The organism is Burkholderiales bacterium (assembly GCA_036262035.1).
GTDB lineage: Bacteria > Pseudomonadota > Gammaproteobacteria > Burkholderiales > SG8-41 > JAQGMV01.
This window is the reverse complement of the sequence record DATAJS010000031.1, coordinates 144316-158928: the sequence shown is the minus strand read 5'-3', so window position 1 is coordinate 158928 and position 14613 is coordinate 144316. Positions and strand designations below refer to the sequence as shown.

Annotated in this window: 13 protein-coding genes; 4 read left to right on the top strand and 9 right to left on the bottom strand. The window is 66.5% G+C overall.

The genetic code is table 11. The features are described 5' to 3' along the window. Positions 1–101: 101 nt before the first annotated feature. From alaS to VHP37_30670, 3 genes are read left to right on the top strand one after another with little or no spacing between them, the layout of a single operon-like run. Positions 102–2717 (top strand): alanine--tRNA ligase, encoded by a 2616-nt coding sequence (gene alaS / locus VHP37_30680; GenBank protein HEX2830741.1) that lies wholly within the window; start codon positions 102–104, stop codon positions 2715–2717. Between the two features lie 16 nt (positions 2718–2733). Continuing rightward, the gene (locus VHP37_30675; GenBank protein ID HEX2830740.1) at positions 2734–4119 is read left to right on the top strand and encodes an FkbM family methyltransferase; all 1386 of its coding nucleotides are present in this window, start codon (positions 2734–2736) and stop codon (positions 4117–4119) included. Positions 4120–4139: 20 nt separating this feature from the next. Continuing rightward, a complete protein-coding gene (locus tag VHP37_30670; GenBank protein ID HEX2830739.1) occupies positions 4140–4679 on the top strand; it encodes a putative Ig domain-containing protein in 540 nt (179 codons plus the stop codon). Positions 4680–4694: 15 nt separating this feature from the next. Here VHP37_30670 and VHP37_30665 read toward each other — a convergent pair whose 3' ends face one another. From VHP37_30665 to VHP37_30640, 6 genes are all read right to left on the bottom strand, one after another. Continuing rightward, complete coding sequence (locus VHP37_30665; GenBank protein ID HEX2830738.1) at positions 4695–6086, bottom strand: phosphomannomutase/phosphoglucomutase; 1392 nt, start codon at positions 6084–6086, stop codon at positions 4695–4697. Positions 6087–6090: 4 nt separating this feature from the next. Next, complete coding sequence (locus VHP37_30660; GenBank protein HEX2830737.1) at positions 6091–7059, bottom strand: hydrolase; 969 nt, start codon at positions 7057–7059, stop codon at positions 6091–6093. Positions 7060–7071: 12 nt separating this feature from the next. Next, complete coding sequence (locus VHP37_30655) at positions 7072–7965, bottom strand: amidohydrolase family protein (protein HEX2830736.1); 894 nt, start codon at positions 7963–7965, stop codon at positions 7072–7074. A gap of 127 nt (positions 7966–8092) precedes the next feature. Continuing rightward, positions 8093–8869 (bottom strand): class II aldolase/adducin family protein, encoded by a 777-nt coding sequence (locus VHP37_30650; protein HEX2830735.1) that lies wholly within the window; start codon positions 8867–8869, stop codon positions 8093–8095. A 7-nt stretch (positions 8870–8876) separates the two neighbouring features. Beyond that, positions 8877–10379: an FAD-dependent tricarballylate dehydrogenase TcuA gene (tcuA, locus tag VHP37_30645; GenBank protein HEX2830734.1), complete on the bottom strand. Its 1503-nt coding sequence runs from the start codon at positions 10377–10379 to the stop codon at positions 8877–8879. Between the two features lie 163 nt (positions 10380–10542). Further along, positions 10543–10971, bottom strand: coding sequence for a nuclear transport factor 2 family protein (locus VHP37_30640; GenBank protein HEX2830733.1), 429 nt, complete (start codon positions 10969–10971; stop codon positions 10543–10545). Positions 10972–11056: 85 nt separating this feature from the next. On the opposite strand from VHP37_30640, the gene VHP37_30635 reads away from it, so the two are divergent. After that, complete coding sequence (locus VHP37_30635) at positions 11057–12301, top strand: acyl-CoA dehydrogenase family protein (protein HEX2830732.1); 1245 nt, start codon at positions 11057–11059, stop codon at positions 12299–12301. A 42-nt stretch (positions 12302–12343) separates the two neighbouring features. Here the strand turns inward: VHP37_30635 and waaF are convergent, their stop codons facing one another. From waaF to VHP37_30620, 3 genes are read right to left on the bottom strand one after another with little or no spacing between them, the layout of a single operon-like run. Beyond that, positions 12344–13405, bottom strand: coding sequence for a lipopolysaccharide heptosyltransferase II (gene waaF / locus VHP37_30630; protein HEX2830731.1), 1062 nt, complete (start codon positions 13403–13405; stop codon positions 12344–12346). 5 nt (positions 13406–13410) lie between these two features. Next, a complete protein-coding gene (locus VHP37_30625; GenBank protein ID HEX2830730.1) occupies positions 13411–13614 on the bottom strand; it encodes a zinc-finger domain-containing protein in 204 nt (67 codons plus the stop codon). Between the two features lie 41 nt (positions 13615–13655). Beyond that, positions 13656–14582, bottom strand: a complete 927-nt coding sequence (locus tag VHP37_30620; protein HEX2830729.1) for a branched-chain amino acid transaminase — start codon at positions 14580–14582, stop codon at positions 13656–13658. Between the last annotated feature and the right edge of the window lie 31 nt (positions 14583–14613).

The following is a 14613-nucleotide window of genomic DNA, read 5'->3' as shown; positions in this document are numbered from 1 at the left end:
TGCGCACCCGCGCGCCGTTTGCATCAACTGCCCTTACAAGCGAAAATCCCGTTTTTAACCATGAAGATAGGCGGTGCGTGCTGCTCGCGCCGTCGCCGCACATGAAATCATCGCACATCCGCCGGGAGTTCCTCAGGTTCTTCGAGTCGCAAGGACACGCGGTCGTCGCGTCGAGCCCGCTCGTTCCCGGCAACGATCCGACGCTGCTCTTCACCAATTCCGGCATGGTGCAGTTCAAGGACGTCTTCCTCGGGCAGGAGAAGCGTCCGTACGTGCGCGCCACGACGTCCCAGCGCTGCGTGCGCGCGGGCGGCAAGCACAACGACCTCGAGAACGTCGGCTATACCGCGCGCCATCACACGTTCTTCGAGATGCTGGGCAACTTCAGCTTCGGCGACTACTTCAAGCGCGACGCCATCCGCTTCGCCTGGCAGCTCCTGACCGAGGTGTACAAGCTTCCGAAAGAGAAGCTGTGGACGACCGTCTACCACGAGGACGACGAAGCGTTCGAGATCTGGACCCGGGAGATCGGCGTCCCCGCCGACCGCTGCATCCGCATCGGCGACAAGCCGGGTGCGGGCAAATACCAGAGCGACAACTTCTGGCAGATGGCCGATACCGGTCCCTGCGGCCCGTGCAGCGAGATCTTCTACGACCACGGTCCCGGCATCCCCGGCGGACCGCCCGGATCGCCCGACCAGGACGGCGACCGCTACATCGAGATCTGGAACCTCGTGTTCATGCAGTTCAACCGCGACGAGAAGGGCACGCTGAATCCGCTGCCCAAGCCGTCGGTGGACACCGGGATGGGGCTCGAGCGCATCGCGGCGGTGATGCAGGGCGTGCACTCCAACTACGAGATCGACCTCTTCCAGGACCTCATCAAGGCCGCCGCGCGCGAGACCGGCGCGAAGGACCTCGGGAACAATTCGCTCAAAGTGATCGCCGATCACATCCGCGCCACCTCGTTCCTCATCGTCGACGGCGTGATCCCGAGCAACGAAGGCCGCGGCTACGTGCTGCGCCGGATCATCCGCCGCGCGATCCGTCACGGCTACAAGCTCGGACAGACCCAGCCGTTCTTCCACAAGCTCGTCGCCGATCTCGCGAAAGCGATGGGCGATGCGTATCCCGAGCTCGTGCAGGCCGAGCAGCGGGTTTCTCAGGTGCTGAAGCAGGAAGAAGAGCGCTTCGCCGAGACGCTCGAGAACGGCATGAAGGTGCTCGAAGCCGCGCTCATGCGCGAGGACAAGATGCTCGACGGCGAGACGGTGTTCCAGCTCTACGACACCTACGGCTTCCCGGTCGACCTCACCGCGGATATCGCGCGCGAGCGCAACGTGCACCTCGACCACGCCGGCTTCGAGGCGGCGATGCAGCGCCAGCGCGAGCGCGCGCGCGCCGCTTCGCGCTTCACCATGGCGCAGTCGGTCGAGTACAGCGGCCACGCCACCGAGTTCCACGGGTACGAGCATCTGTCGCTCGACGCGAAAGTGGTGGCGCTCTACAAGGGAGGCACGCAGACCGAGGAGATCCAGCACGGCGACGAGGCGATCGTCGTGCTCGACCGCACGCCGTTCTACGCGGAATCGGGCGGCCAGGTCGGGGACCGCGGCGAGCTCGTCGCGTCCAGCGGCACCTTCGTCGTCGACGACACGCAGAAGATCCAGGCGACGGTGTACGGCCACAAAGGCACGCTCAAGACCGGGAAGCTGCGCATCGGCGACGCGGTCAGCGCGCACGTCGACACCGTCGCGCGCGCCCGCGCCGCGTGGAACCACTCGGCGACCCACCTCATGCACTCGGCGTTGCGCAAGGTGCTCGGCACGCACGTGACGCAGAAAGGCTCGCTGGTCGACGCGCAGAAGACGCGCTTCGACTTCTCGCACAACGAGCCGATGACCGAGGCGCAGAAGCGCGAGGTCGAGCGCCTGGTGAACGACGAGATCCGCCGCAACACCGAGGTCACCGCGCGCATCATGAAGCACGACGAGGCGATCAAGGCGGGCGCCATGGCGCTGTTCGGCGAGAAATACGGCGACGAGGTGCGCGTGATCGGCATGGGCGAGTTCTCGACCGAGCTGTGCGGCGGCACTCACGTCAAGCGCACCGGCGACATCGGTTTCTTCAAGATCGTCGGCGAGACCGGCATCGCTGCGGGCGTCCGCCGCATCGAGGCGGTGACCGGCCCCGGCGCGCTGGAGTACGTGCAGGCGCAGGAAGCCAAGCTCGCCGAAGCCGCCGCGGCGCTGAAGACCTCGCCGCAGGACGTCAACGCCAAGATCGCGCAGATCATGGACAACGTGCGCTCGCTCGAGAAAGAGCTCTCGCGCATGAAGTCCAAGCTCGCGTCCTCGCAGGGCGACGAGCTCGCCGACCGCGCGGTCGACGTGAAAGGCATCAAGGTGCTCGCGGCGGCCCTCGAAGGCGCCGATGCGAAGGGCCTGCGCGAAGCGGTCGACAAGCTCAAGGACAAGCTCAAGTCCGCGGCGGTGGTCCTCGCGGCGGCCAGCGACGGCAAGGTGTCGCTGATCGCGGGCGTGACGTCCGATCTCACCTCGAAGGTGAAAGCGGGCGAGCTCGTCAATCACGTGGCGCAGCAGGTCGGCGGCAAGGGCGGCGGCCGCGCCGACATGGCACAGGCAGGGGGCACCGACCCGTCGAAGCTGCCGGCGGCGCTGGAGTCGGTCAAGGCCTGGGTCGAAGAGCGCGTGTAGCCGCGGCGCCGCGTTGATGGACGCGCGCCGCCTCACCGTCACTCTGGTCGACGGCACCCGCGTGGTGGTGCCCGATTCGCTCGAGCTGATCACGCCGTACGTGCTGCAGGAGCAGCACGACTGGTTCGAGGACGAGATCCGCTTCGTGCGGGTGCTCCTCGAGCCGGGCGATCGCGCGCTCGACATCGGCGCCAACTACGGCGTGTATACGCTGTCGATGGCGCACGCCGTCGGGCCCGCGGGACACGTCTGGGCTTTCGAGCCTGCTTCACATCCCGCGGATTTTCTCGAGCTCAGCATCGCCGAGAACGGCTTTCCGAACGTTACGCTCGACCGGCGCGCGGTCTCGAACGCGCCCGGCACTGCGCAGCTCGCGGTGCAGGCGCGTTCGGAGCTCAACGCATTGGTACGCGGTGATGCCGCAGCGACCGCGTCCGAGACCGTGCGGCTCACCTCGCTCGACGAATGCCTCGAGATGTACGCGTGGGACGATATCGGTTTCGTCAAGATCGACGCCGAAGGCGAAGAAGCGAATATCGTCGCCGGCGGCCGGCGCTTCTTCGATGCGCTGTCGCCGCTCGTGCAGTACGAGGTCAAGGCCGGCGCCGATCTGCACTTCGAGCTCGCGGAGACGTTCGCGGCGAGCGGCTATGGCTCGTACCGGCTGGTGCCCGCGCTGAACTTGCTCGTGCCTTTCGACGGCCGGGATGCGGATCCCGACCTCCTCAATCTCTTCGCGTGCAAGCCGGATCGCGCGACGGCGCTCGCCGCGCGCGGCCTGCTGGTGCGCACGGCGCCTTCGCCGTCCGATCGCGAAGCGTGCCTGCGCGAGGTGCGCGAGCGCTTTCCGCGTTCGGCCGCGGACGCGCTTGTGCGCTTGGTCAGCGCTTCGGCGCGCGAATCGCACGCGCTGGAAGAGGCGCTTGCGCTGCATGCGCTCTCGCGCGACCGCGATGCCGATCCGTCCGTGCGCCTGTGCGCGCTCGAGATGGCGCTGCAGGCGCTGACACGGCTCTGCGAGCATCGTCCCACGGCGCTGCGGCGCTCGAGCGCCGCCCGCGCGGCGTTCGATCTCGGCGCCATGCGCCTCGCGGTCGATCACCTCTCGGCCATCGTCCAGCGTCTGACCGAGGTCGGGCAGATCGACGGACGCGAGCCGTTTCTCGCGCCGTCGCTCCGCTTCGAGGCGGTGGAGCGTCGTGGTTCGCTCCGCGACTGGCTGCTCGCCGCGGCGCTGGACACATTGGGCCGGTCGTGCGCGTACTCGTCGTTCTTCGATGCGGAAGGGGAGCACGCGCGCCTCGCGCTCGTCGACAGGCTCGGCTATGCTGACGACGAAGTGCAGCGCCGTCTCACCCTGTTGCAGAGGAGGGCTGCAGCCCGCGAGGCCGCGGCCGGGTAAGCCCAACCGGAGGAGTGCATATGGCCGCGAGAAAGAAGTCCGCTCCGAAGAAGGTGTCGAAGAAGAAGGCTGCGAAGAGGAAAGCTGCACCGAAGAAGAAAAGCGCGGCGAAGAAGCGGGCCACGTTCAAGAAAAAGGCGGTTCGCAGGCCCGTAGCGAAGAAAAAGGGCGCCGCGCGCAGGCCCGCGGCGAAGAAGAAAGCACCCGCCGGCAGGAAAGCGCCGGCGAAGAAAGCGGCCGGCCTCCTCGACAGGATCGCCGCCGTCTTCAGGCCGGCTGCGAACGCGCCGCTCACGTTCATCACCGAGAGCCTCCCGCAGTTCACGGTCGGCAGGGCGAAGAAGGTGAGCATCGAGGCGAGCGGCGGCCAGCCGCCGTATGCCTTCGCGCTGGTGCAGGGGACGTTGCCGCCGAACCTTCAGCTCAACGCCAAAGGCACCCTGTTCGGCACCGTTCAGAGCGCCGACGACGACACGACCATCTTCGTCGAGGTGAGGGACAGCGCGCGTCCGCCGGCGCAACTCACGCAGGCTTTCGATCTGCAGATCGAGCCCGCCTGACGTTGACTGGCGGAATCAGAAGGGGAGCTGCGCGTCCGGCTTGAGCGCGAGCAGCTGGCGCTTGAAGTCCTGCTGGATGCGCGCGAGCGCCGCGGCGGTGTCCGCTTCGAAGCGCAGCACGATCACCGGCGTGGTGTTCGAAGGGCGTGCGAGTCCGAAGCCGTCCGGATATTCGACGCGCACGCCGTCGATCGTGATGACCTCCTTCGCGCCTTCGAACTTCGCGGTCTGCCTGAGCCGCTCGATCAGCGCGTAGTTCTCGCCTTCGGCGGTCTTCAGCTGGAGCTCGGGCGTGTTGACCGCGTCGGGCAGGCCTTCCAGCACCGCGCTCACGTCCTTCTCGCGCGACAGGATCTCGAGCAGCCGCGCGCCCGCGTACATCGCGTCGTCGAAGCCGTACCAGCGCTCCTTGAAGAAGGTGTGGCCGCTCATCTCACCCGCGAGCGGCGCGCCGGTCTCGCGCAGCTTCGCCTTGATGAAGGAATGCCCGGTCTTCCACATGAGCGGCTTGCCGCCGCGCGCGCGTATCCACGCGTCGAGATTGCGGGTTGATTTGACGTCGTAGATGATCTCGGCGCCCGGATTGCGCGAGAGCACGTCGGCCGCGAACAGCATGAGCTGGCGGTCGGGGAAGATGATCTTGCCGCTCCTGGTCACGACGCCGAGCCGGTCGCCGTCGCCGTCGAAGGCGAAGCCGATCTCGCCTTCGCTCTTCAGGGTCGCGATGAGGTCGTCGAGATTCTCGACGTGCGACGGGTCGGGATGGTGGTTGGGAAAGTTGCCGTCGACCTCGCAGTACAGCTCTTTCACCGTGCAGCCCAGCCTGCGATAGAGCTCGGGCGCGGTCGCCCCGGGAACGCCGTTGCCGCAGTCGACGATGATCTCGACCGGCCGCGCGAGCTTGATATCGGAGACGATGCGCGAGAGGTAGCGCTCGCGGATGTCCTCCTGCCTGAACGTGCCGCTGCCGGTCGCGAGCTTGCCGGTCTCGATGCGCTGTTTCAGCGCCTGGATCGCGTCGCCCGCCAGCGTCTCGCCGGCGAGCACGATCTTGAGCCCGTTGTACTCGGGCGGGTTGTGCGAGCCGGTCACCGACACGCACGACATCGTCTGCAGCTCGTAGGCCGCGAAGTAGGTCATCGGCGTCGCGACGCAGCCGATGTCGATCACGTCGACGCCGGCCGACTGGATGCCGCGCGCGAGGGCGGCCGCGAGCGCGGGGCCGGACAGGCGGCCGTCGCGTCCGATCACGATCGCCTGCACGCCGCGATCGCGTCCTTCCGAGGCGATCGCCCGGCCGATCGCTTCGGTGACCTCGGGCGTGAGCGCGGTCTTCACGATGCCGCGGACGTCGTACGCCTTGAATATCTCGGGCGGGACCGGCCGGCCCTGAACAGCTCCAGTCATTGCGCTACCTTGGGGTGTGTTGCAGGAGAAAGTCGATGATACGCCGCGGCAGCCAGTCGAGGCGCCCGGGGAAAGGGCCGGTGACGAAGCCGACGTGGCCGCCGTCGCTGGGGAATTCCCGCGTGACGTGCGACGATACTTGGCCGGCGCCCGGTAGCGCACGCTCGGGCATGAAAGGATCGTTGCGCGCGTTGACCAGCAGCGTCGGCACCGCGATGCGCGCAAGCCACGGCTTGCTGCTGGCACGGGTCCAGTAGTCGTCGGTGTCCCGGAAGCCGTGCAACGGCGCGGTCACGACGTTGTCGAAGGCGCGCAAGGTGCGGGCGGAGCGCACCAGCGTCGCATCGTAGAGCTCAGGGAAGTGCGCGAGCTTCGCGAGCGACTTCTTCTTGAGCGTCGACAGGAAGTGACGGCTGTAGACGCGGTTGAAGCCGCGGCCGAGCGCGTCGCCCGCCGCCATGAGGTCGAGCGGCGCACAGACCGCGGCGGCGGCGCTGACGAGCTTCGATGCGTCGGCGCCCCGCTCGCCCAGCCACTTGAGCAACGCGTTGCCGCCCAGCGAGACGCCGGTCGCGTACACGGTCGCGGCGTGCTCGCGCAGCCGCCTCACCATCCAGGCGATCTCCGCGCTGTCGCCGGAGTGGTAGGCGCGCGCAAGGCGATTGGGCTCGCCGCTGCAGCCGCGGAAGTGCACGACTGCGCCGCGCCAGCCGAGAGCTCGCAGGTGAGCCATCAGCGCATGTGCGTAAGGGCTGGTGGAGCCGCCTTCGAGGCCGTGAAAGAGCGCGACGAGCGGCGCCGTCGCCGGGCCGTCGACCCAGTCGACGTCGACGAAGTCGCCGTCGGGCGTGTCCCAGCGCTCGCGCCGATAAGCGACACGCGGGCGCGGCGCCAGCAGCGCGGCGTACAGGGTTTGCAGATGACCGCCGGGCAGCCACCACGGCGCCCGGTAGGCCTCGACCGACCCGTTCACCCGTTCACTCGGTCACGCCTTGTCGAATCCATACAGCCGCGTGGGATTCGCCACCAGTATCTGCTGTCGGACCGTTTCATCCGTCACCCACTCGCAGAACACGTCCACGAGCTTGCCGTCGTCGGGCATGGTGACGTTGCATTCAGGATGCGGCCAGTTGCTGCCCCACACGCAGCGATCGGGCCGCGCGTCGACCAGCGCCTGCGCGAGCGGCTTCATGTCGTCGTAGCCGGGCGGACCGGCGTCGGAGCGCCGGTAGAAGCTCGAGATCTTCACCCACGCGTCGTCGCGGTTCTTCAGCACGCGCAGCATCGCCTGAAAGCCGGGCGAGCCTACGCCCTCGTCGCCGCGCGTGCTGCCGAGATGGTCGAAGACGATCGGCACTTCGAGCTTCATGAGCCGCGCTTCGATCTCGGCCAGCTCGCGGCTCGCGCCGCAGTGGAGCTGGAGGTGCCAGCCGAACGGCGCGATCATCGAAGCCATCGGCTCGATCGAATCCATGCCGCCGTAGCCTTTGACGCGCGTCGAGAGGCGCATGCCGCGAAAACCGCCTTCGTGCAGCTTCGCGATGTGCTCCGCGGTCGCGTCGGGCGCGATCCCCGCGACGCCGCGCGCCTTGTCCTGGCCCAGTTTGGCGATAACGTCCAGAGTCACCGAGTTGTCGAAACCGTAGACGCTCGCGTTCACCTGCACGGTGCGCGTGATGCCGAGCGTGTGGCACATCGCGACGTAATCGTCGAGGGTGCACAGCGGCGGCGTATAGCTGCGGCCGGCGGCGAGCGGATAGCGCGCCGGGTCTTCGAAGACGTGGCAGTGGCAGTCGACGGTGCCTTCGGGGAGGCGCTGCTGCGGTGTCGTCGCTTTGACGGGCGGCGGGCAGTCGCGCTCTTCAGCGGGCTCGTTCATGTCGTCTCGCAAATAAAAACGGGCTCGACGACGAGCCCGCTGAAAGTGTTGAGTGTTCAGTGTTGAGTGATGAGTGGATCGTGGTCAGCCGACGCGCGACTGAAAACTTAACACTCCGCGAAGCCGTCTACGCGTCGTACCCCGGATTCACGCGATCCAGCTTCCTCAGCATCGCCGGCCACTCGAGCAGGCCGAAGCGGCGGCGGGTGCCGGGCAGCATCTGCTCGTTGGTGTACTGCACGACTTCGGAGGGCGGCATCGAAAGCTCGGTGTTGCACGAGAGCGCCATGACCTGGAGCTGGCACGCGCGCTCGAGGCGATACATGTTGTTGAAGCACTCGGGAATGCTCGGTGCGACCGTCAGCAGCCCGTGATTGCGCAGCACCATCGCTTCGCGGTTGCCGAGGCTCGCGCAGAGACGCGCCTGCTCGTCCAGGCGGATCGCCACCCCTTCGAAGTCGTGGTACGCGATGTCGGTGAAGCGCATCGACGACTGCGCGATCGGCATGATCCCGCACTTCATCGCGGAAACCGCCATGCCCGCGAGGGTGTGCGTGTGGATGATGCAATCCACATCCGGGCGTGCTTTGTGGATCGCGCTGTGGATCACGAAGCCCGCCTGATTGACGCCGTAATCGGTGGCGTTGAAGAGGACGTTGCCGTCGATGTCGATCTTCAGCATCGACGACGCGGTCATCTCTTCGTACAGCATGCCGTACGGGTTGATCAGGAACTCGTTGTGCGTGCCGGGCACGCGCACCGAGATGTGATTCGCGACCATCTCGACCATGCCGAACTCGGCCATCAGCCGATAGCACGCGGCGAGGTTGACGCGGGCTTCCCACTCTTCCTTGCTGACCTGCTCGCGGACCGGCTTGGTGATCTTGATTGCAGGAGCGTTCATCGGGCGATCAGCCTTTCACGTATTGCGCGGCGGTCGTGCCCGCGATCTTGCCGAAGACGCAGCCCGAGGTGAGGCCGGTGCCGCCGGGATAGTTGTGATAGAAGATGCCGCCGACGAGCTCGCCCGCGGCGAAGAGGCCCGGGATCGGCTTGCCGCCGGTGTCCTCGACTTCGGCTTCGTTCGAGATCTTCAGGCCGCCGAAGCTGAAGGTCACCCCGCACGTGACCGCGTACGCTTCGTACGGCGGCTCGTCGTAGGTGTTCGCCCAGTTGGTCTTGTCGATCGCGAGACCCTGGGTGCGTCGGCCGTCCTTGATCGCCATGTTGAACGGCTTGTCCTTCTGCACCGCCGCGTTGAACTCCTTGATCGTCTGCAGCGCGCGCTCGGGGTTGACGCCTTCCATCTTCTGCACCAGCTCTTCGAGCGTGTTCGCGCGCACCTTGGTGACCTGCTTGATGCGGTACTCGTCGCGCAGGTTCGGGATGAGCTTGTTGTCGAACACCTGCCACGCGAACATGCCGGGCTGGTTGAGGATGACGCGGCCGTATTTGGCGTAGGTGTAGTTGCGGAAGTCGGCGCCTTCGTCGACGAAGCGCTCGCCGTTGGCGTTGATCATGATGCCCCACGGGTAGCTGTGCTTCTGGAACTGGTCGCCGACGTTGACGTCGCCGAACGGCGGCGCGTTGCGGTCCCAGCCCACCGCGTGGCAGCCCGACCAGTGGCCGTACGGCAGCGCGCCGATGTCCAGCGCCATCTTGATGCCCGCGCCCTGGTTGTAGCGGGTGCCGCGCACTTTCGCGAGGTCCCAGCCCGGGCCGAGGTAGCGCGCGCGCATCTCGGCGTTCGATTCGAAACCGCCGCACGCGAGAACGACCGCTTTCGCCTTGATGTCGACGGTCTTCCCGTTGCTCTTCGCCTTGACGCCCACGACCTTGCCGCTGTCGTCGGTCAGGAGCGAGAGCGCTGGCGTCTCGTAGAAGATCTTGATGCCTTCGCGCTCGCACGCCTTGTGCTCGTTGTCGACGAGGCCGGCGCCGCCGCCCCACGTCTCGGCGACGAGACCGCCCCAGAACTTGTACTTGCCGCCTTCGACCTTGTACGACTGGCGGCCGTAGGAAGGCTGGAAGCGCACGCCTTTCTTCACCAGCCACACCAGGGTGTCGAAGCTCCGGGTGATCAGGATCTCGGTGAGATCGGGATCGGACATGTACTGGGTGATGCGGCCCATGTCGTCGAAGTATTCGTCGGCGGTGTAGCTCCCGTAATCGTGGGTCTTCTTCTCTTCCTCGGTGAGGTCGGGGATGAGCTGCGCGACGTCGTCGACGTTGTTGTACACGACGCGCATCAGGCCGCCGGTGTAACGGCTGTTGCCGCCCGAATCGTCGACCGGCGCGGCTTCGAGGATGATCACGCTGGCGCCGTTCTCACGCGCGGCCAGCGCGGCGCAGCACGCGGCGTTGCCGGCGCCGACGACGATCACATCGGGATTGCCAAATTCGGTGGTGCTCATAAGTTCTCCAAAAGCGTGAACGGGTGAACGGGTGAACGCGTGAACGGGTGTGGGCAGCGCGCGGAAGCCCCGGATTATAGCGTCTGGAAAAGGGTCGGGTTACGAACCGGATTCCACGGTACGAACGGGGTTTTACCCGTTCACCCGTTCACCCGTTCACGCCTTAATGCAGTGTCTTGGCACGCCTCGGTTCGCTATCCGGGAGCTCGGGACATGGAGATGCGTGGTGGGCCATCATCCGCCAGCCGCGCTCGGTGCGAGTGTAGATGTTGGTGGCGAGCACGCAGTGGCTGGGGCGGGTCTCTTCGCCGACGGCGATCTGCTCGTACACACTGTGGACCGAGACCATCATCGCCTGGAAGACGTGCTGCTGGCGCACCTGGAAGCGCAGGGTCTGGCCGTTGGCGAAGATCCGTCGCCACGATTCGCGCACCTGCGCGACCCCGGTCACGCGCGGGGCTTGCGGATGGATGCAATAGACCTCGTCGTCGTCGGCCCAGACCGACATCATCGCTTCGAGGTCGTGCTTCATGAAGGCCTCGTAGAACGCGGCTTCCGCGTCCTGCGGCGTCGCAAACAACGTCTTCTTCACGGTGCTGTGAGAGGCGGGATCCGGCTCGATTCTAACAAACTGTGGCACACTGATTTCGCAGGGCCAAAACAGGGAGGGGCGCGTCATGATGCACTTCACGGAACGGGGCCTGTCCGAAGAGCAAAAGATGATGCGCGACACGTGCCGCGCGTTCGTCAACGATTTCGTCACGCCCTTCATACGCCAGAGCTGGCAGCGCGAGTGGGTGATGAAGCCCGAGGACCGCCTGCCGGCCGCCATCCTCGAGAAGGCGCACGAGATCGGCATACGCACCCTCGCCGTTCCCGAGGAGTTCGGCGGCACCCCGATCGATCCGAAGGAAGAAGTGCAGACGTTCGCGGTGATCGCGGAGGAGATCGCGCGCGGCGATTCGGGCCTCGCCGACAAGCTCGTGCAGATCTGGAAAGTGTCGGTGCTGCTGCGCAACGTGGCGCCTCGCCACCTCCAGGAGCGCTGGTTTCCGCGGATCGCGGAAGACCCCTCGTTCCTCCTGGCGCACTGTCTCACCGAGCCGCGCGGCGCCTCCGACCGCTGGCTGCCCTACGACGTGCCCGAAGCGATGATGCACACCCGCGCCGAGCTCAGGAACGGCAAGTGGGTGATCAACGGCCGCAAGCAGTTCATCAGCAATGGCTACGACGCGAAGCTCTACGTCGTCTACGCGACGACCAAGCCCGGCGCGGGGATGACCAAAGGCACGTCGAGCTTCCTCGTGCCGCGCGATACGCCCGGGCTCGTGGTGCAGCGCTGCAACGAGACCATGGGCGGGCGCTTCATGAACAACGGCGAGCTCGTCTTCGAGGACATGGCGTTACCCGAGGACCATCTGCTCGTGCACGACACCGCGCTCACCAAGGCCGGCGTCTATTTCCGGCCCGGCAAGATCATCCAGGCTGCGAAGAACCTCGGCATCGGCGTCGCCGCGTTCGAGAAGGCCTCGGAATACGTCCAGACCTACATCCAGGGCGGGCGCATCCTGATCAAGCACCAGGCGGTGGCGTGCCGGCTCGCCGAAATGGCGACCAAGCTCGCCGCGGTGCGTTCGCTCCTGCGCGAAGCCTCCGCCGCGGTCGACGCCAAGTCACCCGACGCCGAAGCGCTGTGCAACATGGCGAAGCTCTTCGCGTCCGAGGAAGTGTTCAAGGTCTGCCAGCACGCGATGGAGCTCCACGGCGGCAACGGCGTCATGCTCGACTTCGGCGTCGAAAAGCTCCTGCGCGACGCCGCGGTCTTCCTGCACATGGACGGCACGACGGATATATCCAAGTTCAAGATCGTGAAGTCTTTGTTCCCCGATACGGCGGGGGTTTATGCAGGACCTGAGAAGTGACGGGTGAACCGGTGACGGATGAAGCGGTGACAGGCTGGAGCGTCACGGGTTTTTCGTCACCGCCTTATCCGTCACCGTCGTACCCGTCACCGGTTCACCCGTCACTTCTTGCCGCGCCAGCGCGAGCACGCGCTCCGGCTTCAAATGCATCATGCAGTTGAAGTGTCCCAGCGGGCACGTCCGCTCGAAGCACGGGCTGCATTCGATGTCGATCTTGAGCACCTGCGCGAGCGGCGACATCGGGGGGGTGTGGGCGGGAGTGCTCGAGCCGTAGATCGCGAGGAGCGGGGTGCCCACGGCGGCGGCGACGTGCATCAGGCCCGAATCGTTCGCGACCGCGAGGCGCACCGAGGCGAGCACGTCGATCGCCTGGTCCAGCGAAGTGCGGCCGCAGAGGTTCACGCACGCGCCGCCGGAGAGCCTCACGATGTCTTCGCCGATCGGCTGGTCCTTGTTCGATCCGACCAGCCACACGTCGTCGCCTTCGCTCTTCAACTGCCGCGCGAGCTCCGCGAAGTACGAAGGCGGCCAGCGCTTGGCCGGTCCGTATTCGGCGCCGGGGCAGAGCGCCACCGCGCGCCGGGTGTTATCCAGGCCCAGTGAGGCGAGCGTCGACAGGCGCTGCTGCTCGTCGATCGTGAGATGCGGTTGCGGCAGATCGGCGGGCAGCGGCACGCCGTGGTCGAGCCCGAGCGCGGCGTAGCGCTGCGCCATCAGCGGCACCGCGTCTTCGTCGAGCAGGCGCAGGTCGTTGAGCACGAGCCAGCGCATCTCCCCGCGATAGCCGGTGCGCTTCGGGATGCGCCCGAAGAACGGCACGAACGCCGACTTCAACGTGTTCGGCAGCACGATCGCCTGATCGTAGCGCTCGGTCCGCAGCTCGCGGCCGAGGCGGCGGCGTTCGAGGAACCTGAACTCTCCGTGCTGGAAAGGATTCGCGATCGCGCGCCGCACCTCCGGCATGCGCGCGACCAGCGGAAACGTCCACGGCGGCGCGAGCACGTCGAGGGTGAGGTCGCGGTGGCGCCGGCGGAGCAGGGTGAAGAGCGGCTGCGCGAGCAGCGTGTCGCCGATCCACGAAGGACCGACGACGAGGATTTTCATGGCGGTCAGTGACCGCCGGCCGCCGCCCCGCCGACGAGCGTGTACTTCGTCCCGCAATACGGGCACAGCGCTTCGCCCGTCTTCTGGATCGGCAGATAGACGCGCGGGTGCGCGTTCCAGAGGATCATCGACGGCATCGGGCAGTGCAGCGGCAGGTCGGCCGCGGTGACTTCGATGTGGCGCTGGCTGTTGGAGACAGGCTCGGACATATGAAGGCGTGAACGGGTGAACGGGTGAACGAGTGAGCGCCTCAGGCGGCAACCGGGCTCAGCCACTCGCGGCGGTTCTCCGACTTGCCGGTCACCGCGTCGAAGAACGCTTTCTGAATCCGCGCAGTGATCGGGCCGCGCTTGCCTTCGCCGATGACTCGGCCGTCGACCTCGCGGATCGGCGTCACTTCGGCGGCGGTACCGGTGAAGAACGCTTCGTCGGCGATGTAGAGGTCGTCGCGCGTGATCCGGCGCGGCATCACTTTCAGCCCCATCTCGGCCGCGAGCGAGATCACCGATTCGCGCGTGATGCCGACCAGCGCGCTGGTGAGCTCCGGCTCGAAGAGACAGCCGTTCTTCACCATGAAGAGGTTCTCGCCCGAGCCTTCGGCGACGAAGCCGTCGACGTCGAGCAGCAGGCCCTCGTCGTAGCCGTGCTCGGTCGCCTCGAGGTTGGCCAGGATCGAGTTGGCGTAGGTGCCCGAGTACTTGGCGCGGCACATCGACACGTTCACGTGGTGGCGGGCAAACGACGAGGTCTTCACGCGGATGCCTTTCTCGATCGCTTCGGCGCCGAGGTAGGCGCCCCACGGCCACGCCGCGATCGCGACGTGCACGCTCGCGCCCTTGGGCGAGACGCCGATCTTCTCCGAGCCGTAGAACGCGATCGGCCGGATGTAGCACTCCTCGAGCTTGTTCGCGCGCACGACTTCCTTCTGTGCGTCCATGATCTGCTCGCGCGTGTACGGGATCTTCATCATGTAGATGTGCGCGGAGTTGAAGAGGCGCTCGGTGTGCTCCTTCAGACGGAAGATGGCGGTGCCGGCGGTGGTCTTGTAGGCGCGTACGCCTTCGAACACCGCGAGCCCGTAGTGCAGGGAGTGCGTGAGCACGTGGGTGTTCGCGTCACGCCAGGGCACGAGCTTGCCGTCGTACCAGATGTGACCGTCGCGGTCCGCCATCGACATGTGAGAGCTCCGGAAAGCGAAAAAAGAGTAA